This is a genomic window from Pseudomonas sp. BN606, assembly GCF_029873115.1.
In the GTDB taxonomy this organism is placed as follows: Bacteria; Pseudomonadota; Gammaproteobacteria; order Pseudomonadales; family Pseudomonadaceae; genus Metapseudomonas.
Genome location: NZ_SSOF01000080.1, coordinates 110,162 through 135,770, shown reverse-complemented (window position 1 = coordinate 135,770; position 25,609 = coordinate 110,162). Strand labels below are relative to the sequence as shown.

General features: G+C 61.2%; 27 protein-coding genes. 12 read left to right on the top strand and 15 right to left on the bottom strand.

Going from position 1 to position 25,609, the window contains the following annotated elements; translation table 11 throughout:
* Position 1: 1 nt before the first annotated feature.
* The 4 genes from yidD to E8E75_RS23310 form a co-directional block, all read right to left on the bottom strand.
* The gene (gene yidD / locus E8E75_RS23325) at positions 2–247 is read right to left on the bottom strand and encodes a membrane protein insertion efficiency factor YidD (protein ID WP_120653835.1); all 246 of its coding nucleotides are present in this window, start codon (positions 245–247) and stop codon (positions 2–4) included.
* Positions 240–644 (bottom strand): ribonuclease P protein component, encoded by a 405-nt coding sequence (gene rnpA / locus E8E75_RS23320; protein ID WP_120653834.1) that lies wholly within the window; start codon positions 642–644, stop codon positions 240–242. Before rnpA ends, yidD begins: the two co-directional genes overlap by 8 nt.
* 13 nt (positions 645–657) lie before the next feature.
* Positions 658–792 carry a 50S ribosomal protein L34 gene (gene rpmH / locus E8E75_RS23315; protein ID WP_003290924.1) on the bottom strand — a complete coding sequence of 45 codons (135 nt, stop codon included), beginning with the start codon at positions 790–792 and terminating at the stop codon, positions 658–660.
* A 135-nt stretch (positions 793–927) separates the two neighbouring features.
* Complete coding sequence (locus tag E8E75_RS23310) at positions 928–1,239, bottom strand: hypothetical protein (RefSeq protein ID WP_153919240.1); 312 nt, start codon at positions 1,237–1,239, stop codon at positions 928–930.
* A 77-nt stretch (positions 1,240–1,316) separates the two neighbouring features.
* On the opposite strand from E8E75_RS23310, the gene dnaA reads away from it, so the two are divergent.
* The 6 genes from dnaA to E8E75_RS23280 all read left to right on the top strand — a co-directional run bounded on the left by dnaA (position 1,317) and on the right by E8E75_RS23280 (position 9,385).
* The gene (dnaA, locus tag E8E75_RS23305) at positions 1,317–2,780 is read left to right on the top strand and encodes a chromosomal replication initiator protein DnaA (RefSeq protein WP_120653833.1); all 1,464 of its coding nucleotides are present in this window, start codon (positions 1,317–1,319) and stop codon (positions 2,778–2,780) included.
* Positions 2,781–2,809: 29 nt separating this feature from the next.
* Positions 2,810–3,913, top strand: a complete 1,104-nt coding sequence (gene dnaN, locus E8E75_RS23300; protein WP_120653832.1) for a DNA polymerase III subunit beta — start codon at positions 2,810–2,812, stop codon at positions 3,911–3,913.
* A gap of 7 nt (positions 3,914–3,920) precedes the next feature.
* The gene (gene recF / locus E8E75_RS23295) at positions 3,921–5,027 is read left to right on the top strand and encodes a DNA replication/repair protein RecF (protein ID WP_120653831.1); all 1,107 of its coding nucleotides are present in this window, start codon (positions 3,921–3,923) and stop codon (positions 5,025–5,027) included.
* Positions 5,024–7,444, top strand: coding sequence for a DNA topoisomerase (ATP-hydrolyzing) subunit B (gene gyrB / locus E8E75_RS23290; RefSeq protein WP_120653830.1), 2,421 nt, complete (start codon positions 5,024–5,026; stop codon positions 7,442–7,444). Before recF ends, gyrB begins: the two co-directional genes overlap by 4 nt.
* A gap of 139 nt (positions 7,445–7,583) precedes the next feature.
* Positions 7,584–8,435, top strand: coding sequence for a hypothetical protein (locus E8E75_RS23285; protein WP_153919295.1), 852 nt, complete (start codon positions 7,584–7,586; stop codon positions 8,433–8,435).
* A 755-nt stretch (positions 8,436–9,190) separates the two neighbouring features.
* Positions 9,191–9,385 (top strand): hypothetical protein, encoded by a 195-nt coding sequence (locus E8E75_RS23280; RefSeq protein ID WP_153919298.1) that lies wholly within the window; start codon positions 9,191–9,193, stop codon positions 9,383–9,385.
* Positions 9,386–9,528: 143 nt separating this feature from the next.
* Here the strand turns inward: E8E75_RS23280 and E8E75_RS23275 are convergent, their stop codons facing one another.
* The 4 genes from E8E75_RS23275 to glyQ are packed head-to-tail and all read right to left on the bottom strand — an operon-like array spanning position 9,529 to position 13,885.
* On the bottom strand, positions 9,529–10,284 hold the full coding sequence (locus E8E75_RS23275) for a lysophospholipid acyltransferase family protein (protein WP_120653828.1): 756 nt from the start codon (positions 10,282–10,284) through the stop codon (positions 9,529–9,531).
* A 14-nt stretch (positions 10,285–10,298) separates the two neighbouring features.
* The gene (gmhB, locus tag E8E75_RS23270) at positions 10,299–10,835 is read right to left on the bottom strand and encodes a D-glycero-beta-D-manno-heptose 1,7-bisphosphate 7-phosphatase (RefSeq protein WP_174235589.1); all 537 of its coding nucleotides are present in this window, start codon (positions 10,833–10,835) and stop codon (positions 10,299–10,301) included.
* A 60-nt stretch (positions 10,836–10,895) separates the two neighbouring features.
* Positions 10,896–12,941 (bottom strand): glycine--tRNA ligase subunit beta, encoded by a 2,046-nt coding sequence (glyS, locus tag E8E75_RS23265; protein WP_120653826.1) that lies wholly within the window; start codon positions 12,939–12,941, stop codon positions 10,896–10,898.
* Positions 12,938–13,885 (bottom strand): glycine--tRNA ligase subunit alpha, encoded by a 948-nt coding sequence (gene glyQ, locus E8E75_RS23260; RefSeq protein ID WP_120653825.1) that lies wholly within the window; start codon positions 13,883–13,885, stop codon positions 12,938–12,940. The genes glyS and glyQ overlap by 4 nt, the downstream gene beginning before the upstream one ends.
* Positions 13,886–13,967: 82 nt before the next feature.
* On the opposite strand from glyQ, the gene E8E75_RS23255 reads away from it, so the two are divergent.
* The 3 genes from E8E75_RS23255 to E8E75_RS23245 all read left to right on the top strand — a co-directional run bounded on the left by E8E75_RS23255 (position 13,968) and on the right by E8E75_RS23245 (position 15,842).
* A complete protein-coding gene (locus E8E75_RS23255) occupies positions 13,968–14,519 on the top strand; it encodes a DNA-3-methyladenine glycosylase I (RefSeq protein WP_153919301.1) in 552 nt (183 codons plus the stop codon).
* 48 nt (positions 14,520–14,567) lie between these two features.
* A complete protein-coding gene (locus E8E75_RS23250) occupies positions 14,568–15,455 on the top strand; it encodes a lysophospholipid acyltransferase (protein WP_120653823.1) in 888 nt (295 codons plus the stop codon).
* 123 nt (positions 15,456–15,578) lie between these two features.
* Positions 15,579–15,842, top strand: coding sequence for a PilZ domain-containing protein (locus tag E8E75_RS23245; RefSeq protein WP_120653822.1), 264 nt, complete (start codon positions 15,579–15,581; stop codon positions 15,840–15,842).
* Here the strand turns inward: E8E75_RS23245 and E8E75_RS23240 are convergent, their stop codons facing one another.
* Positions 15,843–16,718, bottom strand: coding sequence for an AraC family transcriptional regulator (locus E8E75_RS23240; RefSeq protein WP_153919307.1), 876 nt, complete (start codon positions 16,716–16,718; stop codon positions 15,843–15,845).
* Between the two features lie 149 nt (positions 16,719–16,867).
* On the opposite strand from E8E75_RS23240, the gene E8E75_RS23235 reads away from it, so the two are divergent.
* The gene (locus tag E8E75_RS23235) at positions 16,868–17,587 is read left to right on the top strand and encodes a cysteine hydrolase (RefSeq protein ID WP_153919310.1); all 720 of its coding nucleotides are present in this window, start codon (positions 16,868–16,870) and stop codon (positions 17,585–17,587) included.
* A 41-nt stretch (positions 17,588–17,628) separates the two neighbouring features.
* Here the strand turns inward: E8E75_RS23235 and E8E75_RS23230 are convergent, their stop codons facing one another.
* From E8E75_RS23230 to def, 6 genes are all read right to left on the bottom strand, one after another.
* Positions 17,629–18,375, bottom strand: coding sequence for an SDR family oxidoreductase (locus tag E8E75_RS23230; protein ID WP_120653819.1), 747 nt, complete (start codon positions 18,373–18,375; stop codon positions 17,629–17,631).
* Between the two features lie 185 nt (positions 18,376–18,560).
* Positions 18,561–18,884 (bottom strand): tetratricopeptide repeat protein, encoded by a 324-nt coding sequence (locus E8E75_RS23225; RefSeq protein ID WP_120653818.1) that lies wholly within the window; start codon positions 18,882–18,884, stop codon positions 18,561–18,563.
* A gap of 155 nt (positions 18,885–19,039) precedes the next feature.
* A complete protein-coding gene (gene trkA / locus E8E75_RS23220; RefSeq protein WP_120653817.1) occupies positions 19,040–20,413 on the bottom strand; it encodes a Trk system potassium transporter TrkA in 1,374 nt (457 codons plus the stop codon).
* An 11-nt stretch (positions 20,414–20,424) separates the two neighbouring features.
* The gene (rsmB, locus tag E8E75_RS23215; protein ID WP_153919313.1) at positions 20,425–21,735 is read right to left on the bottom strand and encodes a 16S rRNA (cytosine(967)-C(5))-methyltransferase RsmB; all 1,311 of its coding nucleotides are present in this window, start codon (positions 21,733–21,735) and stop codon (positions 20,425–20,427) included.
* Complete coding sequence (fmt, locus tag E8E75_RS23210) at positions 21,732–22,679, bottom strand: methionyl-tRNA formyltransferase (RefSeq protein WP_153919317.1); 948 nt, start codon at positions 22,677–22,679, stop codon at positions 21,732–21,734. Before fmt ends, rsmB begins: the two co-directional genes overlap by 4 nt.
* A 54-nt stretch (positions 22,680–22,733) precedes the next feature.
* On the bottom strand, positions 22,734–23,240 hold the full coding sequence (def, locus tag E8E75_RS23205) for a peptide deformylase (protein ID WP_153919320.1): 507 nt from the start codon (positions 23,238–23,240) through the stop codon (positions 22,734–22,736).
* A 141-nt stretch (positions 23,241–23,381) separates the two neighbouring features.
* On the opposite strand from def, the gene E8E75_RS23200 reads away from it, so the two are divergent.
* Both E8E75_RS23200 and dprA read left to right on the top strand, forming a co-directional pair.
* Complete coding sequence (locus tag E8E75_RS23200; RefSeq protein ID WP_120653813.1) at positions 23,382–24,407, top strand: LysM peptidoglycan-binding domain-containing protein; 1,026 nt, start codon at positions 23,382–23,384, stop codon at positions 24,405–24,407.
* Positions 24,408–24,491: 84 nt separating this feature from the next.
* Positions 24,492–25,586, top strand: a complete 1,095-nt coding sequence (gene dprA / locus E8E75_RS23195; RefSeq protein ID WP_280359827.1) for a DNA-processing protein DprA — start codon at positions 24,492–24,494, stop codon at positions 25,584–25,586.
* Positions 25,587–25,609: the final 23 nt, after the last annotated feature.

Below are 25,609 nucleotides of genomic sequence, written 5' to 3'. Positions count from 1 at the left end.
ATTACTCGGCCATCGAAGAGGATTGGGATGTGTTGGCGGGTGGCACCGGGTCATAGCCGCCCGGATTCCACGGATGACAGCGGCCCAGCCGACGCAGGGTCAGCCAGCCGCCACGCAGGACGCCATGCTGTTCGATGGCCTCCTGCGCGTAGCAGGAACAACTGGGATAGAAACGACAGTGATTGGCCATCAGCGGGCTGATGGCGTAGCGGTAGAACTGGATCGGAGCGAGGGCCAGTTTACGCATGGGGACTGTCGGACACCCCTGATCCGGTCGATGGTTCAGGGCGAGTCCGGCTGCGCGCCAGGCGCTTCCAGAGTTTGCCGAACTGATGTCTCAGCTCAGGATTCTCCAGTTCGCCAATGCCTTTACGCGCCACGATCACGATGTCCCAGCCGACCAACAACTCGAGGTTGTGACGGAAGGATTCGCGTATCTGGCGTTTCAGGCGATTGCGCTCAACGGAGAGCTTTACGCTCTTCTTACCGATCACCAGACCCAAACGGGGATGATCAAGACCGTTATCACGCGCGAGGAGCAGGACGTGCTTGCCGGGAACCTTCCCGGTGGGTGAGTCGAAGACTGCCTTGAATTGTCGGGGAACCAGCAGACGCTTTTCCCGACCGAAGCCCTGACTCACCACCCGTTCCGGATAATCAGACGGTCAGGCGCTTGCGGCCCTTGGCGCGACGACGCGACAGGACTTGGCGGCCGTTCTTGGTGGCCATGCGGGCACGGAAACCGTGGGTGCGAGCGCGCTTGATGGTGCTGGGTTGGAAAGTGCGTTTCATGATGCTTTACCTGGTGGTCACTACGGGCCGGAAGTGGCCCCCGTTTAAAGAGACCGGCAATTCTAGTGAAACGCTGCGTGCAGGTCAATTTCCAACCAGTACCGTCGAGCAAAAGAATATAGAAGGAAGGAAGAATTAAGAAAGCTTGGTTGTGTTTTTAGAAACTGTAGAGCGGCTTTCCTGTGGAAAACCTTGCGGACGGCCCATTCTGCCTGTTGATGAGCAGGCTAACAACCTTGTCGAAAAGACGTGTCCTGGCTGTGTGGTTGTCGTGTAGAAGCTGGGGATCTTATGACCTTTTACCCACAGGGTGGTTGTGCAACGAGTTTTCCCCAGACTCAGAAGCCGGGTTAAACCATGGTTATCCACAAGATTCATGCCAAGCGGATGGCAATTTCGGCTGGTGAATAACATCTTGATTTTATTCAACCATTCGCCCTCTTTCATGTGGATAACTCCTCGGGCGGTCGCTACAATGACGGCTGTTTTTTGCGTCCGGCACTTTTCCGACTTGGGGGATATCCGTGTCAGTGGAACTTTGGCAGCAGTGCGTGGAACTCCTGCGCGATGAGCTGCCTGCCCAGCAATTCAACACCTGGATCCGCCCGTTACAGGTTGAAGCCGATGGAGACGAACTGCGCGTCTACGCGCCGAACCGGTTCGTGCTCGATTGGGTCAATGAAAAGTACATGGGCCGGCTTCTCGAGTTGCTCGGCGAACGAGGCAACGGTCTGGCGCCTGCCCTTTCCTTATTAATAGGCAGCAAACGCAGCCCGGCTCCCCGGAAGGCCCCTCCGCCTCCGCCGCCGGTCATGGCTCCGCCGCCCCCCGCTCCTGTGGCGCCACCGCAGATGCGTATCGAGACTGTGGAAGAATCCCGCGACAATCTCGATCCGTTGGCTTCGGTTGTGCCCGCGCCAGCGATTCGCACCGAACGTTCCGTACAGGTTGAAGGTGCGCTCAAGCACACCAGCTACCTGAACCGTACCTTCACCTTCGAAAACTTCGTCGAGGGTAAGTCGAACCAGTTGGCTCGTGCCGCTGCCTGGCAGGTCGCGGACAACCCGAAGCACGGCTACAACCCCCTGTTCCTCTATGGCGGTGTCGGCCTCGGTAAGACGCACTTGATGCACGCTGTGGGTAACCACCTGCTGAAGAAGAATCCGAATGCCAAGGTGGTTTACCTGCATTCCGAGCGCTTCGTGGCGGATATGGTGAAGGCGCTGCAGCTGAATGCGATCAACGAATTCAAACGCTTCTACCGTTCGGTGGACGCGCTACTGATCGACGACATCCAGTTCTTTGCCCGCAAAGAGCGTTCGCAGGAGGAGTTTTTCCACACCTTCAACGCATTGCTGGAGGGCGGACAACAGGTGATTCTCACCAGCGATCGATATCCCAAGGAAATCGAGGGGCTGGAAGAGCGTCTCAAGTCGCGCTTTGGTTGGGGATTGACTGTCGCCGTCGAGCCGCCAGAGCTGGAAACGCGGGTGGCGATCCTGATGAAGAAGGCCGAGCAGGCCAAGGTCGATCTGCCGCATGACGCCGCATTCTTCATCGCGCAGCGCATCCGTTCCAATGTGCGTGAGCTGGAGGGGGCGTTGAAGCGTGTGATCGCGCATGCCCACTTCATGGGACGTGACATCACCATCGAACTGATCCGCGAGTCGCTCAAGGACCTGCTGGCCCTTCAGGACAAGCTGGTCAGCATCGACAACATCCAGCGCACCGTAGTCGAGTACTACAAGATCAAGATGTCCGACATGCTCTCCAAGCGCCGTTCGCGCTCGGTGGCTCGGCCGCGTCAGGTTGCCATGGCACTCTCCAAGGAATTGACTAATCACAGCCTACCGGAAATCGGCGACGCATTCGGCGGAAGAGACCACACCACGGTGCTTCATGCCTGTCGTAAGATTGCGCAATTAAGGGAATCCGACGCGGATATCCGCGAGGATTACAAGAATCTGCTGCGTACATTGACCACCTGACCGCAGCCCAAGAGGCAAGGGACTAGACCATGCATTTCACAATTCAACGCGAAGCCCTGTTGAAACCCCTGCAACTGGTCGCCGGCGTCGTCGAGCGCCGCCAGACCTTGCCGGTCCTCTCCAACGTACTGCTGGTAGTCGAAGGCCAGCAGCTGTCGTTGACCGGCACAGACCTCGAGGTCGAGCTCGTTGGGCGCGTTGCCCTGGAGGAACCGGCTGAGCCAGGTGAAATCACCGTACCGGCACGCAAGCTGATGGATATCTGCAAAAGCCTGCCGAGCGATGCGCTGATCGATATTCGCGTCGATGAGCAGAAGCTGTTGATCAAGGCGGGTCGCAGTCGCTTCACGCTGTCCACACTGCCGGCGAACGATTTCCCTACCGTGGAAGAAGGTCCTGGCTCGCTGAACTTCAGCCTTGTGCAGAGCAAGCTGCGTCGTCTGATCGAGCGCACCAGCTTTGCCATGGCGCAGCAGGATGTACGCTACTACCTGAACGGCATGTTGTTGGAAGTGAATGCCGGTGTTCTGCGTGCTGTCGCTACCGACGGTCACCGTCTGGCCATGTGCGCGATGAACGCGGGGATCGAGGGTGTCGAACGCCATCAGGTGATTGTGCCGCGCAAGGGCATCCTGGAGCTGGCGCGTCTGCTAACCGAACAGGATGGCGAGGTTCGCATCGTCCTTGGTCAGCATCATATTCGCGCCACTACCGGTGAGTTCACCTTCACCTCCAAGTTGGTCGACGGCAAGTTCCCGGATTACGAACGCGTACTGCCGCGCGGTGGTGACAAGCTGGTCGTTGGCGATCGCCAGGCGCTGCGCGAAGCCTTCAGCCGTACTGCGATCCTTTCCAACGAGAAGTATCGTGGTATTCGTCTGACCCTGGCTGCTGGGCTGCTGAAGATTCAGGCCAACAACCCGGAGCAGGAAGAAGCCGAGGAAGAGGTTGCCGTGGAGTACGGCGGCAGCAATCTGGAAATTGGTTTCAACGTCAGTTACCTCCTGGATGTTCTGGGTGTCATGTCTACCGAGCAGGTTCGCCTGATTCTCTCGGATGCCAATAGTAGCGCCCTGGTACAGGAAGCCGACAACGATGAATCCTCCTACGTCGTAATGCCGATGCGTCTGTAACGACTCAATGTCCCTTAGCCGTATCTCGGTCACCGGTGTGCGTAATCTGCACCCGGTGACCCTCTCCCCCTCCCCCCGCATCAATATTCTTTACGGCGCCAACGGCAGCGGAAAAACCAGTCTGCTGGAAGCCATCCACCTCCTTGGGCTCGCGCGCTCGTTTCGTAGTACTCGGCTGCAGCCCGTCATCCAGTATGAGCAGCCAGCATGCACCGTGTTCGGTCAGGTCAGTCTTGGCGAGGGTGGGCTGGCCAGTCTTGGCATTTCGCGTGATCGGCAGGGTGAGTTTCAGATTCGTATCGATGGGCAGAACGCCAGGAGCGCCGCCCAGCTTGCTGAAGCACTACCGTTGCAGCTGATCAATCCAGATAGTTTTCGGCTGTTGGAGGGCGCTCCCAAGATCCGTCGACAGTTCCTCGACTGGGGAGTGTTCCACGTGGAACCTCGATTCATGTCTGCGTGGCAACGACTTCAGAAGGCCCTGCGGCAGCGGAACTCGTGGCTCCGGCATGGTACACTGGACGCCGCTTCGCAAGCGGCTTGGGACCGTGAATTGTGCCTGGCCAGTGATGAAATCGACCAGTATCGAAGGGCCTACATCCAGGCATTGAAGCCCGTTTTTGAACGGATTCTTGCTGAGCTTGTGGAACTCGACAGTCTGACGCTCAGTTACTACCGCGGCTGGGACAAAGATCGGGAACTGTCCGAAGTGCTGAGCACTTCCCTCTTTCGCGATCAGCAGATGGGGCATACCCAGGCAGGACCGCAACGCGCCGACTTGCGATTGCGTTCAGGTGCACACAGCGCGTCAGACATTCTGTCGCGCGGTCAGCAGAAGCTGGTTGTTTGCGCACTGCGAATAGCGCAGGGCCATCTGGTCAATCAGGCAAAGCGCGGACAGTGCATCTACCTAGTTGACGACTTACCGTCAGAGTTGGACGAGCAGCATCGGCAATCACTTTGCCGATTGTTGGAAGATTTGGATTGCCAGGTGTTCATCACCTGCGTTGACCATGAATTTCTGAGGGACGGCTGGCGCACGGATACGCCGGTCGCCATGTTCCACGTGGAACATGGCTGTATCAGCCCTACGATCATCGGGAGTGAAGCATGAGCGAGAACAACACGTACGACTCTTCCAGCATCAAAGTGCTGAAGGGGCTGGATGCCGTACGCAAACGCCCCGGTATGTACATCGGCGACACCGATGATGGGACAGGTCTGCACCACATGGTGTTCGAAGTCGTCGACAACTCGATCGACGAAGCCCTTGCCGGCTTCTGCTCGGAAATCAGCATTACCATCCACACCGATGAGTCCATTACCGTTCGCGACAACGGGCGTGGTATTCCTGTGGATATCCATAAGGAAGAAGGGGTTTCTGCTGCAGAGGTCATCATGACCGTGCTGCACGCTGGCGGTAAGTTCGACGACAACACCTACAAGGTTTCCGGCGGTCTGCACGGCGTGGGTGTATCTGTTGTGAACGCCCTCTCCGAAGAGCTGCGCTTGACCATTCGCCGCGCTGGCCAGGTTTGGGAACAGATCTACCATCACGGTGTACCGCAGTTCCCGCTGCGCCCCGTCGGTGAAACCGAGGGCACGGGTACCGAGGTGCACTTCAAGGCCTCTGCCGAGACTTTCACCAACATTCACTTCAGCTGGGACATCCTGGCCAAGCGTATCCGCGAGCTGTCCTTCCTGAACTCCGGCGTTGGCATCGTGCTGCGTGACGAGCGCAGCGGCAAGGAAGAAATGTTCAAATATGAAGGCGGTCTGAAGGCCTTCGTCGAGTACCTGAACACCAACAAGACCATTGTCAATGAAGTATTCCACTTCAATATCCAGCGCGAGGAAGACGGCGTCGGCGTCGAAGTCGCCCTGCAGTGGAACGACAGCTTCAACGAGAACATCCTCTGCTTCACCAACAACATTCCCCAGCGTGACGGCGGTACTCACCTGGCAGGCTTCCGCTCTGCCCTCACCCGTCACCTGAACAACTACATCGAGCAGGAAGGACTGGCGAAGAAGTTCAAGATCGCCACCACCGGCGACGACGCTCGTGAGGGCCTGACCGCCATCATCTCGGTGAAAGTGCCGGATCCCAAGTTCAGCTCCCAGACCAAGGACAAACTGGTCTCCTCCGAGGTGAAGACTGCGGTGGAACAGGAAATGGGCAAGCACTTTGCTGACTTCCTGCTGGAGAACCCGAACGAAGCCAAGGCCGTGGTCGGAAAGATGATCGACGCCGCGCGTGCCCGTGAAGCCGCACGCAAGGCTCGTGAGATGACCCGCCGCAAAGGTGCTCTGGACATCGCGGGTCTGCCAGGAAAACTGGCCGACTGTCAGGAAAAGGACCCTGCCCTTTCCGAACTCTACATCGTGGAGGGTGACTCCGCGGGTGGCTCGGCCAAGCAGGGCCGTAACCGCAAGACCCAGGCGATCCTACCGCTCAAGGGCAAGATCCTCAACGTGGAAAAGGCACGTTTCGACAAGATGCTGTCCTCGCAGGAAGTCGGCACCCTGATCACCGCATTGGGGTGCGGGATCGGCCGCGAGGAATACAACATCGACAAGCTGCGCTACCACAACATCATCATCATGACCGACGCCGACGTCGACGGTTCGCACATCCGTACTCTGCTGCTGACATTCTTCTTCCGGCAAATGCCGGAGCTGGTCGAGCGTGGCTACATCTACATTGCGCAGCCGCCGCTCTACAAGGTCAAGAAGGGCAAGCAGGAGCAGTACATCAAGGACGACGAGGCCATGGACGAATACATGACCCAATCCGCCCTGGAAGACGCCAGCCTGCACGTCAATGAGAATGCACCGGGACTTTCCGGTGAAGCACTCGAACGTCTGGTGAACGAGTACCGCAATATAATGCGCACCCTGAAGCGTCTGTCGCGCCTGTACCCGCAGGAGCTGACCGAGCACATGATCTATCTGCCACGCGTCAGCGTTGAGCAGCTCTCTGATCAAGCGGCGATGCAGTCGTGGTTGGATGCATTCCAGGCGCGCCTGAAGGTCGCTGAAAAGTCCGGTCTGACCTACACCGCTAGCCTGCGCGAAGATCGTGAACGTCATCTGTGGCTGCCGGAAGTGGAACAGACCGCCCATGGCCTCTCCCACTACATCACCTTCAACCGTGATTTCTTTGCGAGCAACGACTATCGCCAGGTGACCGATCTGGGCAACCAGCTCAACAACTTGCTGGAAGAAGGTGCATTCGTCCAGCGCGGCGAGCGCAAGAAACCAGTTTCTACCTTCAAGGACGCCCTTGCCTGGCTGATGACCGAAAGCACAAAGCGTCACACCATCCAGCGCTATAAGGGACTGGGTGAGATGAACCCGGAGCAACTGTGGGAAACCACTATGGACCCGAACGTCCGTCGTATGCTCAAGGTCACCATCGAAGACGCGATTGCCGCGGATCAGATCTTCAATACCCTGATGGGCGATGCAGTGGAACCGCGTCGTGACTTCATCGAGAGCAACGCCCTGGCGGTGTCCAACCTCGACGTCTGACGAGCGGAACGAAGCCCACCTCAAAAGCCCCGGCCTGATGCCGGGGCTTTTGTTTTGGAGCCTCGATCCGGTCATCGCAGCCGTTGAAATCCTCTATTTGCACGCGATACTTCCAGGCACCCGTTTGGGGAATGAGACGATGCGCATCATCTTGAGTCGAAAGGGCTTCGACTCTTCCGCGGGCGGCTTTCCAAGCCCGATCCTGCCGGATGGGAGGCTCTGTTCGCTTCCCATCCCGGATGAACTTTCGCCTGTTCGATATGGCGATATTGCTTACGAAGGTATCAACCTCGGAGACCTGATCGGCCAACTGGGAGTCGGGCATTCCTGGGACCACAAGGGTGCCCACCTCGATCCTGACCTACGCTTGGACGCCTTGCCGCGTGTGGATGGCTGGAAGCCCATGCTGGGCCAAAGCGGTAGTGCACAGGGGCATTTGCGAAACGAAGGAGTGGCAGCTGGTGACCTTTTCCTTTTCTTCGGTTCCTTTCGTGCCGTCTACAAGGTGAAAGGTGTGTGGCGCTTCGATCCTGGTCAGACACCACGCCAGATAATCTGGGGATGGTTGCGGGTCGGCGAGATCCTCAAGGTCGATGAGTTGCCGCGAGAAGCATTGCCCTGGGCACGTTATCACCCGCACTTTGCTTATGGGCGCGACCCAGGCAACACGCTCTATCTGGCAGCCGATCTTCTTAGTCTGGATGGTGCGACAGTTTCGGGAGCAGGAACATTTCCTGTCCTGGATGACCGCCTGGTTCTGACCGCTCCAGGTTCGAGGATGCAGACCCAATGGCAACTGCCGGCTTTCTTCGCGCCGAGCGAGGAAAGTCCTGGGCTCAGTTATCACCGGAGACCGGATCGATGGGAAAGTGCTGGCGACATCTACCGACTAAGCAGTGCGTACAGGGGCCAGGAATTTGTAGTCGACGTGAGGGATAAAGAGGCACCGATGAAGTGGCTCCGTACCTTGCTGGCGGCAGCTTCGCATTGACCATCGCAGAGCTTTTTTCTTTTCCCAGCAATGGGTTACGGTGCAGAAACAGCGGGTAACACTATGCGCTGGAACTTGCGCCAGGAGTGTTACCTATGTCCCGTCTACCGAGTACCCGGACGGGTCGTATGGGAACAGTTTTGCGCAAAGAATGGCTGATAAACAATGACTATTTTCTATAAAGCATTGATTTATATGGTGTTTTAAAAAGTTGGCACGAGGCATGCTTTCTATATGAGACAACAACAATAAAAAGCTTCAAAAAGAAAGTTTTCGACTCTGACAGAACAAAAACAACAGCACAGAGAAGAAGCAAACCGATTTTTTTGGACAGGGTGTGTCGTTCCATACCCGGTGACTAGAGCAAAAGAACAATAAAACTACCTTGAGGTAGCGGCGCTCTGGTTGGTTCAGCAATGACGATGACATGATCAGCGTCCAAAAAAATCCGTTTGCCCTCGGTCCATGTTGGGACCAGCCATTTCTGGCTGCGTTAGTAGCCAGGAGCGAAGAACAACAACGAATATCTGATAAGAACAACAACAATAATGAAATAAACATTTGAGGGGAGCTTCGGCTCCCCTCAGTGCTTTCCGGCTTCCGCAATTTCTCTTCCTCTCCGTAGCTCGTCCTCCGCCTGTATCAAGCGTTCTCGCTCGTTCTCCCTTGTAGGAAGGTGTTCGCACATGTGAAGGGAGGGCGTAGTCTGGAAGCGCTTGCAGAGGCCCCTGGAGGCCACATACAGGAGCGGTAGGATGGATGAGGGTAAAGGCGAAGCACCGAGCATCACCGATGAAGAGATCAGCGCCTACATGATGCGACAGCTGCGCTCAGGCAGGGTGAAGCCAGGGGTTCTGGTGGTCCTGACCGAAAAGAACTTCCCGTGTGTTGCGCGCGAACGGATCATCCAGTGCTTCAATGCCCTGGATTCCCGGTACCTGAAGGGATGATGTGGGAGAGTAACGAAAAAGCGTTATGCACTTTCTCGCTAAGCTTTATTGTAAAACGCAAGGCCTTGTAAATCAGGGCCTTGCGCTATGAAATCGGGAATTCGCCAAATTTTTGTTCACAGCTTATCCACAGATCAGGCCGATTACTCGACCGTCGCTATAGTCTGCGGACCTTCGATCTCGCGCTGAGCAGCTTCCACCCAGGCAAATGCTCGCTCGTTCAGTTCGGCGATGGCCCTGGGTCCCTCACCTTCTGCATACATGACCGGACCCATGACGACCTGGATGGTCCCCGGATGCTTGGCCCATCCTGCCTTAGGCCAGTAGTGCCCGGCGTTGTGCGCCACAGGAAGAACCGGCAGGCCGGCGTTGACCGCTAATGCCGTACCACCTCGGGAAAACTTGCCCATTTGCCCGACCGGAACGCGAGTACCCTCCGGGAAAATCAGTACCCAGGCACCCTGCTTGAGACGCTCGTCGCCTTGCGCAGCGAGCTGCTTGAGCGCTGCCTTGGGGTTGCTGCGGTCGATGGCGATAGGTTTCATCAGCGCCATGGCCCAGCCAAAGAAGGGCACTCGCAGGAGCTCACGTTTGACGACCTGGCTGAGGGGCTCGAAAGCGCCAGAAAGGAAGAAGGTCTCCCAGGTGCTCTGGTGCTTGGCGAGGATCACGCAGGGCTGCGCCGGCACGTTTTCCTGGCCCTTCACTTCATAGCGGATGCCTACCATCACCTTCGCCAGCCAGACGGCGAATCGGCACCAACGCCAGACAATGAAGCGGTAGCGTGCCCGAAACGGCATGAAGGGCGCGAAAAAGAGGCTCAACGTGCCCCAGATGAAGGCGCTCAGCGACAGCAGCAGGTAGAAGAAGAAAGTTCTGATGGCCTGCACTGTCGTCATGGGAGCTGTTGACCTTACTGAAGTAGATGTGTGGCGACTGCCGCCAGATCGTCGAATACCAGGGTTCCCGCTGGCAGTTGCTTGGCCAGGGTCCGTTCGCCTTTTCCGGTCTTTACCAGAACGGGCTGACAATCGACGGCCAGCGCGGCTTCCAGGTCACCACTGCTGTCGCCGACGAACCAGGTGCCAGCAAGGTCCACGCCATAGTGCTCGGCGATGCGCTTGAGCATACCGGGCTGCGGTTTGCGGCAATTGCAGCCTTCGTCAGGACCGTGCGGGCAATACTGGATCACACCGAGCTCGCCGCCCTGCTCCGCTACCAGCTCGCGCAGACGGGCATGCATGGAGTCCAGCGTGGCGAGGTCGTAGTAGCCCCGGGCGATGCCGGATTGGTTGGTGGCCACGGCAACCGTCCAGCCGGCCTTGCTGAGTCGAGCGATGGCGGTTATCGCGCTTGGAATGGGGATCCATTCCTCGAGCGATTTGATGTACTCGTCGGAGTCTTGGTTGATGACTCCGTCGCGGTCGAGAATCAGTAGTTTCATGAACAACGCCTGAAACGCTGAGCCTGACGGGAAGCGCACCGCTTCGGGTCAGGCTCGCGTTATCGCTTAGCCCAGTACCGAAATGTCAGCCACGCCCAGGAACAGGCCGCGCAGCTTGGCCAGCAGTGCGTAGCGGTTGCTGCGCACGGCGGCGTCTTCGGCGTTGACCAGTACCGCTTCGAAGAAGCTGTCCACCGGCTCGCGCAGGCTAGCCAGGCGCTCCAGGGTCTCGCGATAGCTACCGGCGTTCGCCAGCGCCTGTTCGGCGTCGGCCACGGCCTTGGCCAGGGCCTGCTCGGCAGCTTCCTGCAGCAGGGCGCTGTCGACGCTGCCCGGAACGCTACCTTCAGCCTTGCTCAGCAGGTTGGACACGCGTTTGTTGGCAGCGGCAAGGGCAGCAGCTTCCGGCAGCTTGCGGAAGGCCTGTACGGCCTGCACGCGCTGGTCGAAGTCCAGCGCCGAGGACGGCTGCAGGGCGCGCACCGACAGGTAGACGGCGACGTCCACACCCTCGTCCTCGTAGCGGGCACGCAGACGGTCGAAGATGAACTCCAGCACTTGCTCGGCAAGGCCTTCGGCCTTCACCTTCGAGCCGTAAAGCTCGACGGCGAAGGCAACGGCTGCAGCGAGATCGAGGTTCAGTTGCTTCTCGATCAGGATGCGCAGCACCCCCAGGGCCTGACGACGCAGGGCGAAGGGATCCTTGCTGCCGGTGGGGAGCATGCCGATGCCGAAGATGCCCACAAGGGTATCCAGCTTGTCGGCCACGGCCACGGCCGCGCCGGTGAGGGTCTGCGGCAGTTCGGCGCCAGCGCCACGCGGCATGTACTGCTCGTTCAGCGCCTGGGCAACGTCTTCCGGCTCACCATCGTTGATCGCGTAGTAGTAGCCGGCGATACCCTGCATTTCCGGGAACTCACCGACCATTTCAGTGGCAAGGTCGCACTTGGAGAGGATACCGGCGCGCGCCGCGCGGATCGGATCGGCGTCGATCTGCTCGGCCACGAAACCAGCCAGGCGGGATACGCGCTCGGCCTTCTCGAATACGGTACCGAGCTGGGCCTGGAACACCACGTTCTTCAGGCGCTCGTTGAAGCCTTCCAGCTTCTGCTTCTTGTCCTGCTTGAAGAAGAACTCGGCGTCGGTGAGGCGCGGACGAACGACCTTCTCGTTACCGGAGATGATCTGGGCCGGGTCCTTGCTGACTACGTTGGCCACGGTGATGAAGCGCGGCAGCAGCTTGCCGTTGGAATCCAGCAGGCAGAAGTACTTCTGGTTGTCCTGCATGGTGGAGATCAGGGCCTCTTGGGGCACGGCGAGGAAGCGTTCTTCGAAGGAACACACCAGCGGCACCGGCCACTCGACCAGCGCGGTCACTTCATCCAGCAGATCGGCGGGAACCACGGCAGTGCCCTTCTGCTCGGCCGCCAGCTCGGCCACGCGGCTGGCAATGATCTCACGACGTTCGGCGAAGTCGGCCAGCACGTGGGCACTGCGCAGGTCTTCCAGGTAGGTGGAAGGCTTGCTGATACGGATGTTGTCCGGATTGTGGAAACGATGGCCGCGGGACTCACGTCCGGCTTTCTGGGTGAGGATCACGCAGTCCACCACTTCTTCGCCGAACAGCATGACCAGCCACTGGGTCGGGCGGACGAACTCTTCCCGGCGAGCGGCCCAGCGCATGCGTTTCGGAATCGGCAGGGCGGCGAGGGAGGTTTCGACGATGCCGGGCAGCAAGCCCGCTGCAGGCTGACCGGGAATGGATTGGCTGAACTTCAGCTTCGGCCCGCTCTTGTCGATCTGCTCCAGGTCGACACCGCATTTGCGGGCAAAGCCCAGCGCGGCCTGGGTCGGTTTGCCTTCGGCGTCGAAGGCAGCCTGGATCGGCGGGCCGTCGAGATTGACGCTGCGATCAGGTTGCTGGGTGGCCAGTTGTTCCACCAGCACGGCCAGGCGACGCGGGGCTGCAAATACCTGAGCCTTGGCATAGCCCAGGCCAGCGGTCTTCAGGCCTTGCTCGATGCCGGCGAGGAAGGCGTCACCCAGGGATTTCAGGGCCTTGGGAGGCAGCTCTTCGGTGCCCAGTTCTACCAGGAAATCTTGTGCACTCATTCTTGAGCCTCCAGCTTGGCCAGTACTTCGTCACGCAGTTCGGGAGTGGCCATGGGGAAGCCGAGACGCGCGCGCGCTTGCAGGTAGCTTTGCGCCACGGCGCGGGCCAGGGTGCGCACGCGCAGAATGTAGCGCTGGCGCTCGGTCACCGAGATGGCGCGGCGGGCGTCCAGCAGGTTGAAGGTGTGGGAAGCCTTGAGGACCATCTCGTAGGTCGGCAGCGGCAGCTGCAGCTCGATCAGGCGGTTGGCCTCGCTCTCATAGAAGTCGAAGAGTTCGAACAGCTTCTCGACGTTGGCGTGCTCGAAGTTGTAGGTCGATTGCTCCACCTCGTTCTGGTGGAACACATCGCCGTAGGTGACCCTGCCGAACGGGCCGTCGGCCCAGACCAGGTCGTACACCGAATCGACGCCCTGGATGTACATCGCCAGGCGCTCCAGGCCGTAGGTGATCTCACCGGTGACCGGGTAGCACTCGATGCCACCGACTTGCTGGAAGTAAGTGAACTGGGTGACTTCCATGCCGTTCAGCCAGATTTCCCAGCCCAGGCCCCAGGCGCCGAGCGTCGGCGATTCCCAGTTGTCTTCGACGAAGCGGATGTCATGCACGAGCGGGTCGATGCCGATGGCCTTCAGCGAGCCGAGGTACAGCTCCTGGAAGTTCTCAGGATTGGGCTTGAGGACCACCTGGAATTGGTAGTAGTGCTGCAGGCGGTTCGGGTTCTCGCCGTAGCGGCCGTCGGTCGGACGGCGGGACGGCTGCACATAGGCGGCGTTCCAGGTCTCCGGACCAATGGCGCGGAGGAAGGTGGCGGTGTGGAAAGTACCGGCGCCCACTTCCATGTCGTAGGGCTGGAGCACCACGCAGCCCTGCTCGGCCCAGTACTGCTGCAGGGCGAGGATCAGGTCTTGGAAGGTGCGCACGGCGGGCGTAGTCTGGCTCACGAATTTCACCTGTGCTGGGTCTTCGACGGAAAATGCCGGAGTATACCCGATCCGACCCCGCCGCAACCGCATGGAAAGCCTTATGCCACGCTGCTTCTGGTGCAATGACGACCCCCTCTACATCGCCTACCACGACACCGAATGGGGCGTTCCGCTCAAGGACCCCGCGGCGCTCTTCGAACTGCTCTTGCTGGAAGGCTTCCAGGCCGGTCTGTCCTGGATCACCGTGCTGAAGAAACGCGAGCGCTATCGCGAGGTCCTGTTCGGTTTCGACCCCAGGCGCCTGGCGGTGATGAGTGACGAGGAGATCGAGAAGCTGATGCAGGACCCGGGCATCATCCGCAACCTCCTAAAGCTCAAGGCCGCGCGGCAAAACGCCCAGGCCTGGCTGCGCCAGGAAGACCCGGTGAAGCTGCTCTGGTCGTTCGTCGGCGGCAAACCGAAGGTCAACCACTTCAGCGGACGCGGCCAGGTTCCAGCCGTCACCCCCGAGGCCGAGGCCATGAGCAAGGCACTGAAGAAAGCCGGCTTCACCTTCGTTGGCCCGACCATCTGCTACGCCTTCATGCAGGCCGCCGGCATGGTCATGGATCACACCACCGACTGCGACCGTTATCGCGAGCTGACCCTGTGATCCGGTGCGAGGGTAGAATGCGCGCTTTCGAAAGTCCTGGAGTTGCCTGTGGATAAGTTGAAAGGTGCGCTGATTGTCGGCTTCCTGCGCCTCTTTGCGATGTTGCCCTGGCGCGCCGTGCAAGCGGTTGGCGCGACCATTGGCTGGCTGATGTGGAAGCTGCCGAACCGTTCCCGCGACGTGGTGCGGATCAACCTGTCCAAGTGTTTCCCCGAGTGGTCGCCGACGGAGCTGGATCAGCGCGTTGGCCAGAGCCTGATGGACATCGGCAGGACTTTCACCGAAAGCGCCTGCGCCTGGATCTGGCCGGCGGAGAAATCCATCGGACTGATCCGCGAAGTGGAAGGCCTGGACGTGCTGCACGAGGCCCTGGCCAGTGGCAAGGGCGTGGTAGGCATCACCAGCCACCTGGGCAATTGGGAAGTGCTGAACCACTTCTACTGCGCCCAGTGCAAACCGATCATCTTCTACCGCCCGCCGAAGCTGAAAGCGGTGGACGAGCTGCTGCAGAAGCAGCGTGTGCAGTTGGGTAACCGCGTGGCGCCTTCCACCAAGGAAGGCATCCTCAGCGTCATCAAGGAGGTGCGCAAGGGTGGCTCCGTGGGCATTCCCGCCGACCCGGAGCCGAGCCTCTCGGCCGGGGTCTTCGTGCCCTTCCTTGGCACCCAGGCACTGACCAGCAAATTCGTCCCCGGCATGCTGGCCGGTGGCAAGGCACGCGGCGTGTTCCTGCATGCCCTGCGCCTGCCGGATGGTTCGGGTTTCAAGGTGATCCTCGAAGCCGCACCCGAAGGCATGTACAGCGAGAACGTCGAAGAAGGCGTTGCCGCCATGAGCCAGGTGGTCGAGAAGTATGTGCGGGCCTACCCGACCCAGTACATGTGGAGCATGAAGCGCTTCAAGAAACGCCCCGAGGGCGAGAAGAAGTGGTACTGACGAAAAAGGCGCCGAGAGGCGCCTTTTTCATGGGCAGGTATTTCTCTGAGGCGAGAGGGTTGTATCGAGTCGCGATAAGCCGTATTAACGAGCGCTGCAAATAGCTCAGGATGATGCGATCCCATGGCGAACCAGCGGCAATTTCCCCGAACTCCGATGAAGTGCAGGATCAAGATCAGTCACCCCAGCTTCGGCGACCTGATCGCCCAGACCCGCGACCTGTCCGATGGCGGCGTCTATGTTCGTCATCCCGATCTGGCAGTCCTGCCGGTCGGCAGCATCGTCCGCGGCCAGGTCCAGGATCTACCGATCGAGGCGCCCATCCTGGAAATGGAAGTGATGCGGATAGACGCCGAAGGCGCCGGGCTGCGTTTCGTAGAGTCTTGATCAGGATTCGGGCGGGGCGGTAGGGCAGACCAGTGCGGTCACTTCCACTTCGCCTCTCGCAGCCTTCCTGATCCACTCCGCTGGAGGGCAGCCCACCAGGTTCGCAAAGGTACGCGAAAACGACGCCTGCGAGCTGTAGCCCACCGAGGCGGCCACCACCTTGATCTGAACCCCTTCGCGAAGCAGGTCCTGTGCGGTCTTCATGCGCCAGGCGGTGAGATAGGCCATGGGTGGTGTCCCCATGATCCGATTGAAGCAGGCGGAGAATTTCGAACGGGACATCAGCGCCAGGCTCGCCATGCGCTCCACGCTCCAGTCCGTTTCCGGTTCGCGGTGGATCTGGCTGAGTACGGTCCCAAGACGACCATCCTGCAGTGCGTAGAGCAGACCACCGGAAATCCGGCCGTCCTCTACCGCCCGACGTACCAGCAGCACGAACAGGTACTCGAACAGCAGGTTGAGCGCCTTGGCCCTGCCGGGTTCCTCGCCCTCAAACTCGCCGACCAGGGAGTGGATCACCGGCAATGCATGGCCGAGCGCATCCAGCGGAAACACCAGGGTTTCGTCCAATCCGAGTGGAAACGGCTGGGCCAGGCCACGGTTGAACTGGAAGGATGCACAGATCAGCTTTGCGCCCTCGATAGAGCTGGAGCGCAACTGATAACGGCAGCTGCTGGGACAGAACAGCACGCTGGGTTCGCGGATCGATACCTTCGGCAGACCCGGCTGAACCATTTCGATGCCGCCGTGCTCCACCAGGTGGATGAATGCCATCCCCGGGGGCTTGTCGAGGACCAGCGCACCGTCCACGCGACCGGCGAAAAACAGCCGCCCCTGGAGACTGGTGCGCTCGAAGAATTCTGAAAGGACATCCATTGGGGACAACCTGGCAAAGATCCTGTACGGCCTGGCAAAAGCCGCGGAAGGCGCGGCCATAGGATGCAATCACGCCGATGGTAGACAGCCCCGGGCGCGGCTGCCACGGCATTCAGTGATTTCATCCCGTCTCGCAGGAGTCCATCGACATGAGCCATGAACCATCCCGCCTCACGACCTACCGCGATCCAGCTGAACCGGCGCTGCCCGATCCCGGTATGCGCCTGGACCTGACGCGCGCCGCGCTTGTGGTAATCGACCCGCAGATCGACTTCCTCAGCCCCGAGGGGGTGAGCTGGAGCGTATTCGGCAAGAGCATCACCGAGCACGATACGGTCAGGCATATCGGTCAATTGTTTGCCGCTGCCAAGGAGGCCGGTATCACCGTTGCCGTGTCGCCGCACTATTACTACCCCTGCGATCACCACTGGCACTTCGGTGGGCCGCTGGAGAAGGTCATGCACAGCATCGGCATGTTCGACCGCAAAGGGCCATTGAGTCTGGAAGGCTTCGAGAACTCGGGCGCGGACTTCCTGCCCGAGTACAAGCCCTACATCCTCGATGGCAAAACCATCATTGCTTCGCCCCACAAGGTCTACGGCCCGGAGACCAATGACCTGGCCTTGCAGCTGCGCAAGCACGGCGTGTCGCAGATCATCCTCGCCGGCATGGCTGCCAACCTCTGTGTTGAGTCCCATTTGCGCGAGTTGCTGGAGCTGGGCTTCGAGGTGGCGGTGGTGCGAGATGCCACCGCGGGCCCGACGACACCGGAAGGCGATGGCTACCTCGCCGCACTGATCAATTACCGCTACATCGCCAATGCGCTGTGGAGCACCGAGCAGACCCTGGACTACTTGCGTGGGGAATGAATCGTTGGCCTCGTCGACTCCGCGGACGGGGCCATCTGTATTCAGCGCAAGGTATAGCCGCTATCCACTACCAGGTCCTGGCCATGAAGACCGCGCGCGGCCTGCGAGAGGAGGAAGAGAATGGTGTCGGCCACGGTGCCCGGTTCGAGGAAGCGACCTCCGAGCAAGCGTTGGCTGACGCTTTCGGCCACTGCCGCGAGCTCGTCGTTTCCCAGGCCCAGGCTGGACCAGATGGGCGTGGCGGTCGGGCCGGGGGAAACCATGTTCAGGCGCACGCCACGGGGTGCGAGTTCCACTGCAAGGGTACGCACATGTGCTTTCAGTGCGGCTTTCGAGGCGATGTAGGCAGCGAGGCCGGGAAAGCTCACCCGCGAAAGAAAGGTGCCGATGAATACTACCGAGGAAGGCGTCGCTAACTCATCGTTCAGCGCTGCCAGAGTTTCGATCGCGCCGGCGCCGTTGATTGCCCATTGCTGGTCGAATGCGGAGGCATCCAGGCCGTCGGCGAGACGGGCGATCCCGGCATTGGGTACCAGGTAGTGGACGGGACCCAGGTCCCGTGCCGTCTGCGCCAGCGCGGTCAGGTCACCGGCCTGGGTAACATCACCGGCTTGCCAGTACAGCCGCTCGCCGAAGCGCGCTTGCAGCGCCTGGAGCTCACCCGGCCGACGGCTCATCGCCAGGACCCGCGCGTCTCGCTCCAGCAGGCGCTCTACAACGGCAAGGCCGATACCGGAGCTGGCACCGGTGACGACGGCAAGGCGATTCTCGAATTCGTGTTGTGACATGGCTCGTTCCTGTTCCTGTAAGAGGTCGACGTGGCAGGGCCACGACGCAAGCCAGGAAAACAAGAAGCGGGCCAGATATTCAGGCTTTATTAATCAATAGCTTAGGATGTTTTGTTGTCATAATGACTCCATCTGCTAGAGTCACTTGGACATACCTTCGAGTCATTTTGACTCTGTGCAAGCGATCAGGCTGGCGAGCCGCCGCGCTTGTCCAGGCGTTTGATGAACACGGTCATTTCCTTCTCTGCCTGTTTGTCGCCATGGGCGTTGGCGGCCTCAAGACCCTGGGTCCAGGCCTCGCGAGCGGCGCTGAAGTCGCCCTGGGCCTCCAGCGCCTTGCCCAACAGCTTCCAGGCAGCCGAGTACTTCGGGTCCTGCTCCACGCACCGACGCAGGTGCAGGGCGGCCTTGGCCGCGTCGCCCTGGTCGAGGTAACCCTTGCCCAGGCCGAAGCGCAGCAGGGCGTTGTCCACGCCCTTGGCCAGCATCTTTTCCAGTCCTTCGAGCATGGTGCGTTCCCCTTGAGGCTGTTTACGATCCTGCGAGCTAGGGCCATGCAAGGCAGAAGCAGGCGAGGACGCGGAGTTTAGAGGCTGTAACTGAGCAATCCGAACCTGCTTCCAATGCTGCAGGGCGCGACGCGCAGCTGATCGTAGACGGGCTATTAGAAGAAGGTCAGGCCCACCTGGAACAGACGCTCGGCGTCGCGGATGTATTTCTTGTCCACGAGGAACAGGATCACATGGTCGCCGGACTCGATAATCGTGTCGTCGTGGGCGATCAGCACTTCCTCGTCACGGATGATGGCGCCGATGGTGGTACCGGGCGGCAGGGCGATGTCCTCGATCATCTTGCCGACCACCTTGCTCGACTTGGCGTCGCCGTGGGCGATGGCCTCGATGGCCTCCGCCGCGCCGCGGCGCAGGGAGTGCACGCTGACGATGTCGCCACGGCGCACGTGGGTCAGCAGCGTACCGATGGTGGCCAGCTGCGGGCTGATGGCGATGTCGATGTCGCCGCCTTGCACCAGGTCCACATACGCCGGATTGTTGATGATGGTCATCACCTTGCGTGCACCCAGGCGCTTGGCCAGCAGCGAGGACATGATGTTGGCCTCGTCGTCGTTGGTCAGGGCGAGGAAGATGTCGGCGTCGTTGATGTTTTCTTCTACCAGCAGGTCGCGGTCGGAGGCACTGCCCTGGAGCACGATTGTGCTGTCGAGGACCTCGGACAGATGGCGGCAGCGCGTCGGGTTCATCTCGATGATTTTCACCTGGTACCGGCTTTCGATGGCCTCGGCAAGGCGTTCACCGATGTGGCCGCCGCCGGCGATGACCACGCGCTTGTAGCTGTCTTCAAGGCGGCGCAGCTCACTCATCACGGCGCGGATGTGGGCCTTGGCGGCGATGAAGAAGACTTCGTCGTCGGCCTCGATCACGGTATCGCCCTTGGGCAGGATCGGCCGGTTGCGGCGGAAGATGGCGGCAACGCGAGTATCCACGTTGGGCATGTGCTCGCGGATCTGGCGCAGCTCCTGGCCCACCAGCGGGCCGCCGTAGTAGGCCTTGACGCCTACCAACTGGGCCTTGCCCTCGGCGAAGTCGATCACCTGCAGCGCGCCGGGATACTCGATCAGTCGCTTGATGTAGTTGGTCACCACCTGTTCCGGGCTGATCAGAACGTCCACCGGGATGGCTTCGTTATCGAACAGGCCAGCCCGAGTGAGGTAGGCCGCTTCGCGCACCCGGGCGATCTTGGTAGGTGTGTGGAACAGCGTGTAGGCGACCTGGCAGGCGACCATGTTCACTTCGTCGCTGTTGGTCACCGCTACCAGCATGTCGGCATCATCGGCGCCGGCCTGGCGGAGCACTGTTGGGAATGAGCCGCGGCCCTGGACGGTGCGGATGTCGAGACGGTCGCCGAGGTCGCGCAGGCGGTCGCCGTCGGTGTCCACCACCGTGATGTCATTGGCCTCGCCCGACAAGTGTTCTGCCAAGGTGCCACCGACCTGCCCCGCGCCGAGAATGATGATCTTCACTGCTAGTTCCCTTATCGCGCTGAAGCGGCGATTTTGATCAGCTTGGCATAGTAGAAACCGTCGTGGCCGTCTTCCTGCGTCAGCAATTGGCGGCCATGGGGTTGTTTCAATCCGAACGGTCCGGGGATGTCCAGCTCGCGGGCGCCAGGAGTGCGGGCGAGGAAGGCGGCGATGTTGTCGCTGTTTTCCCGTGGGAGCGTAGAGCAGGTCGCATACAGCAGCACGCCGCCGACTTCCAGGGTCGGCCAGAGGGCGTCCAGCAGCTCGCCTTGAAGCTGGGCCAGCGCCGCGATGTCTTCTTCCTTGCGGGTCAGCTTGATGTCCGGGTGACGACGGATCACGCCGGTAGCCGAGCAGGGTGCATCCAGCAGGATGCGCTGGAACGGCTTGCCGTCCCACCAGTCGGCGGTATTGCGGCCGTCGGCGGCGATCAGTCTGGCAGCCAGGCCGAGTCGTGCGAGGTTCTCGCGCACGCGCACCAGGCGACTCTCTTCCAGGTCGACTGCCACCACTTCGGAGAGGCCGGGTTCGGCCTCGAGGACGTGGCAAGTCTTGCCGCCGGGCGCGCAGCAGGCGTCGAGCACGCGCTGCCCGGGCGCCAGTTCCAGCAGATCGGCGGCCAGTTGTGCGGCTTCGTCCTGCACGCTGACGCGACCTTCGACGAAGCCCGGCAAGGTCTTCACGTCGCAGGCTTCGACAAGGCGGATGCCGTCACGGCTGAAGGTGCAGGGCTCGGCGGCGATGCCGGCTTGCTGCAACTCGGTCAGATAGTCGTCGCGACTGCCATGCCGGCGATTGACCCGCAGGATCAACGGCGGATGGGCATTGTTCGCCGCGCAGACGGCTTCCCAGTGCTCCGGCCAAGCCGCCTTGAGCGCCTTCTGCAGCCAGCGTGGGTGGGCAGTACGTGCCGCCGGGTCGCGCTCCAGTTCGGCGAGGATCGTCTCGCCCTGGCGTTGGGCGTTACGCAGTACGGCATTGAGCAGGCCCTTGGCCCAAGGCTTCTTCAGCTTGTCCGAGCAGCCGACGGTTTCGCCGATGGCGGCATGGGCGGGGATGCGGGTGTAGAAGAGCTGGTAGAGGCCGACCAGAAGCAGGGCTTCCACATCCTTGTCGGCGGACTTGAAAGGCTTCTGCAGCAGGCGTTCGGCCAGGGCGGCGAGGCGCGGTTGCCAGCGGGCAGCACCGAAGGCCAGGTCCTGGGCCAGGGCGCGATCGCGAGGGTCGACCTTGTCCAGCTGCGGCGGCAGGCTGCCGCCCAGGGAAGCCTTGCCGGAAAGTACCGCGGCCAGTGCGCGGGCGGCGGCGAGACGCGGATTCATGCGCCGAGCACCTTGCCCACGGCGAACTGCTCGCGGCGGCTATTGAAGAGGTCGGTGAAGTTCAGCGGCTTGCCGCCAGGTAGTTGCAGACGCGTCAGGCGCAGGGCGCCGTCGCCACAGGCTACGGTGAGGCCGTCCCTGGAGGCGGTGAGGATCTGCCCGGGCTGCTGGCTATTGCCTTCGCCCGGCTCGGCAGCCAGCACCTTCAGCGGTTCGCCATCGAGAGTTGTGTGGCAGATGGGCCAGGGATTGAAGGCACGCACCAGACGCTCCAGTTCGACAGCCGGGCGGCTCCAGTCGAGGCGCGCCTCGTCCTTGTTCAGTTTGTGCGCGTAATTGGCCAGCGCATCGTCCTGGACTTCACCTTTCAGGGTTCCGGCAGCCAGGCCTTCGATGGCTTCGACGACTGCGTTCGGGCCGAGCTGAGCGAGGCGATCGTGCAGGCTGCCGCCGGTGTCGGAGGCCGAGATCGGCGTGGTGACCTTGAGCAGCATCGGGCCGGTGTCGAGGCCGGCTTCCATCTGCATCACGGTAACGCCACTTTCTGCGTCACCCGCCTGCACCGCACGCTGGATCGGCGCGGCGCCGCGCCAGCGCGGCAGCAGCGAGGCGTGGCTATTGATACAACCCAGTCGCGGCGTATCGAGCACCACCTGCGGCAGGATCAGACCGTAGGCCACCACCACCATCAGGTCAGCGCCGAGGGCCTTGAGTTCATCCTGGGCAGCGGGGTCGCGCAGGGTCGGCGGCTGTAGCACCGGGATGCCGTGCTGGACAGCCAGTTGCTTGACCGGACTGGGCATCAGCTTCTGGCCGCGTCCGGCCGGACGGTCCGGTTGGGTGTAGACGGCGATGACCTGGTGGCGGGAGCCCAGCAGGGCTTTGAGGTGCTCGGCGGCGAACTCGGGGGTGCCGGCGAAGACGAGGCGCAGTGACTCGGTCATGGGTACTCGCTAACGAAAAAGGCTTGCCGGAGCAAGCCTTTGGAATCGAGGGAATCAAGCCTGCTGGCGATGTTGCTTTTCCAGCTTCTTCTTGATGCGATCACGCTTGAGCGACGACAGATAGTCGACGAAGAGCTTGCCGTTGAGGTGGTCGCATTCGTGCTGGATGCACACGGCGAGCAGGCCTTCGGCGATCAGCTCATAAGGCTGGCCATCGCGGTCCAGCGCCTTGATCTTGACCTTCTGCGGGCGATCGACGTTCTCGTAGAAGCCAGGCACCGAGAGGCAGCCTTCCTGATAATGGTCCATCTGGTCGGTCAGGGACTCGAACTCGGGGTTGATGAAGACCCGAGGCTCGGACTGGTCTTCCGACAGGTCCATCACCACCACGCGCTTGTGGACGTTCACCTGGGTCGCGGCCAGGCCGATACCGGGGGCGGCGTACATGGTTTCGAACATGTTGTCGATCAACTGGCGGATGGAGTCGTCGACCACATCCACCGGTTTGGCGATGGTGCGCAACCGCGGATCGGGGAATTCGAGAATGTTCAGAATCGCCATATGCGTTTGTGATGCACTTGTGGAATATGTTGAAAATCCGCTGCTAAGATGGTGAGCAGCATCGAAAAACGGCTGAAGAGCCCGGTTGGGGCGGCTCTCAGGGCGTTTCATGTGAACGGACATAATAAAGGGATTCACCGCATGAGGAAATCACTACTCGCCCTGCTGCTCCTGGCCGCCAGTGGCCTGACCCAGGCTGCGGTGGAACTCAAGGACGGGCATCCGGAGCGCTATACCGTCGTCAAGGGCGACACGCTCTGGGATATCTCCGGCAAGTTCCTGCGCCAGCCGTGGAAGTGGCCGGAGATCTGGCATGCCAACCCGCAGATCGAGAATCCGCACCTGATCTATCCCGGCGACGTGCTCAGCCTTGTCTACGTCGATGGTCAGCCGCGCCTCATGCTGAATCGTGGCGCGTCCCGCGGCACCATCAAGCTGTCGCCGCAGGTGCGCAGCACGCCGATGGCCGAAGCCATTCCGGCGATTCCGCTGGAAGCGATCAACGCCTTCCTGCTGACCAACCGCATCGTCGACGATCCCGAGCAGTTCCAGGCCGCACCCTACATCGTCGCCGGCAATGCCGAGCGCGTGGTGAGTGGCGCCGGTGACCGCGTCTATGCCCGTGGCAACTTCTCCCACGAGCAACCGGTCTACGGCATCTTCCGCCAGGGCAAGACCTATGTGGACCCGGAAACCAAGGAGTTCCTCGGTATCAATGCCGACGACATCGGCGGCGGCGAGATGGTGGCGGACGAAGGCGACATCGGCACTCTGGAGCTGACCCGCTCCACCCAGGAAGTCCGTCTGGGCGATCGTCTGTTCCCCACCGAGGAACGCGCTATCAACTCCACTTTCATGCCCAGCGCACCAGAGCGCGACATCAGCGGCGTGATCCTCGATGTACCGCGCGGCGTGACCCAGATCGGCCAGTTCGATGTGGTGACCATCAACAAGGGCAAGCGTGACGGCCTGGTGGAAGGCAACGTGCTGGCTGTCTACAAGACCGGCGAGACGGTGCGCGACCGCGTCACCGACGAGTTCATCAAGATCCCTGACGAGCGTGCAGGACTGCTGATGGTGTTCCGCACCTACGACAAGCTCAGCTACGGCCTGGTACTGGCCGCCACCCGCCAGCTGGCGGTGCTGGACAAGGTACACAACCCGTAACACCTCCAAGCCCCCGCCCTGCGGGGGCTTGTTGTATTGATGGCCGTTCTGCCGCATCAGCGGCGCGATCAAGGACCGATCGACGTGTCATCAATCTCCCCCGCCGAGCTGGAAGCTCGCCTGCGCCTGCACCACCTTCCCGAACTGGGCCCTTCCCGTTTCCGTCGTCTGCTCGAAGCCTTCGGCTCCGCCTCGGCGGCACTCAGTGCCCCGGCCTCTGCCTGGCGATCCCTGCGCCTGCCGGAGGCTAGCGCGGAGTGTCGGCGCAGTCCGGAAATCCGTGATGCCGCGGCCCGTGCCCTGGCCTGGCAGGAACACCCCGGCCGACAACTGCTTTGTTGGGACGACCCTGGCTACCCTGCTCTGCTCGCCGAAATCGGCAACGCTCCACCACTGCTGTATGTCGCCGGTGACGCATCGCTTCTGGAGCGCCCGCAACTGGCTATGGTCGGCAGTCGTCGTGCCTCTGCGGCGGGCCTGGATACTGCCCGGGCATTCGCCCGCAGCCTGGCGGGAGGAGGCTTCGTCATCACCAGCGGGCTGGCCCTTGGCATCGACGGCGCCGCCCACCAGGGCGCGCTGGATGTCGCCGGCAAGACTGTCGCGGTGCTTGGCACCGGGCTGGAGCGCATCTATCCCAATCGCCATCGTGGCCTGGCAACGCGCATCGTCGAAGAAGGCGGCGCGCTGGTATCCGAGCTGCCGCTGGACTGCCCACCCCAGCCATCCAACTTTCCCCGGCGCAATCGCATCATCAGCGGCTTGTCACTTGGTGTCCTGGTGGTGGAAGCCAGCCCCTCCAGTGGATCGCTGATCACTGCGCGGCTGGCCGCCGAGCAGGGGCGCGAGGTCTACGCCATCCCCGGCTCCATCCACCACCCCGGCGCGCGCGGCTGTCACCAGTTGATCCGCGAAGGCGCGGCACTGGTGGAGAAGGTGGAAGACATTCTCGAAGCGCTACGTGGCTGGCAGGCCGTGGCTTCCGCTGCCGGGACCGAAGTCCTGGCGACAGAGGCCCATCCATTGCTCGACCTGCTGCGCGCAGCGCCTTACAGCAGCGAAGGGCTTGCCGCGATCAGCGGCTGGGAGCTGCCTCGCCTGCTCGCCGAGCTCACCGACCTGGAGCTGCAGGGGCACGTAGCCCGCGAGGCCGGTTGCTGGGTGCATCGCCAAGGTTGAGCCCTGTACACTTTGCCGATCCA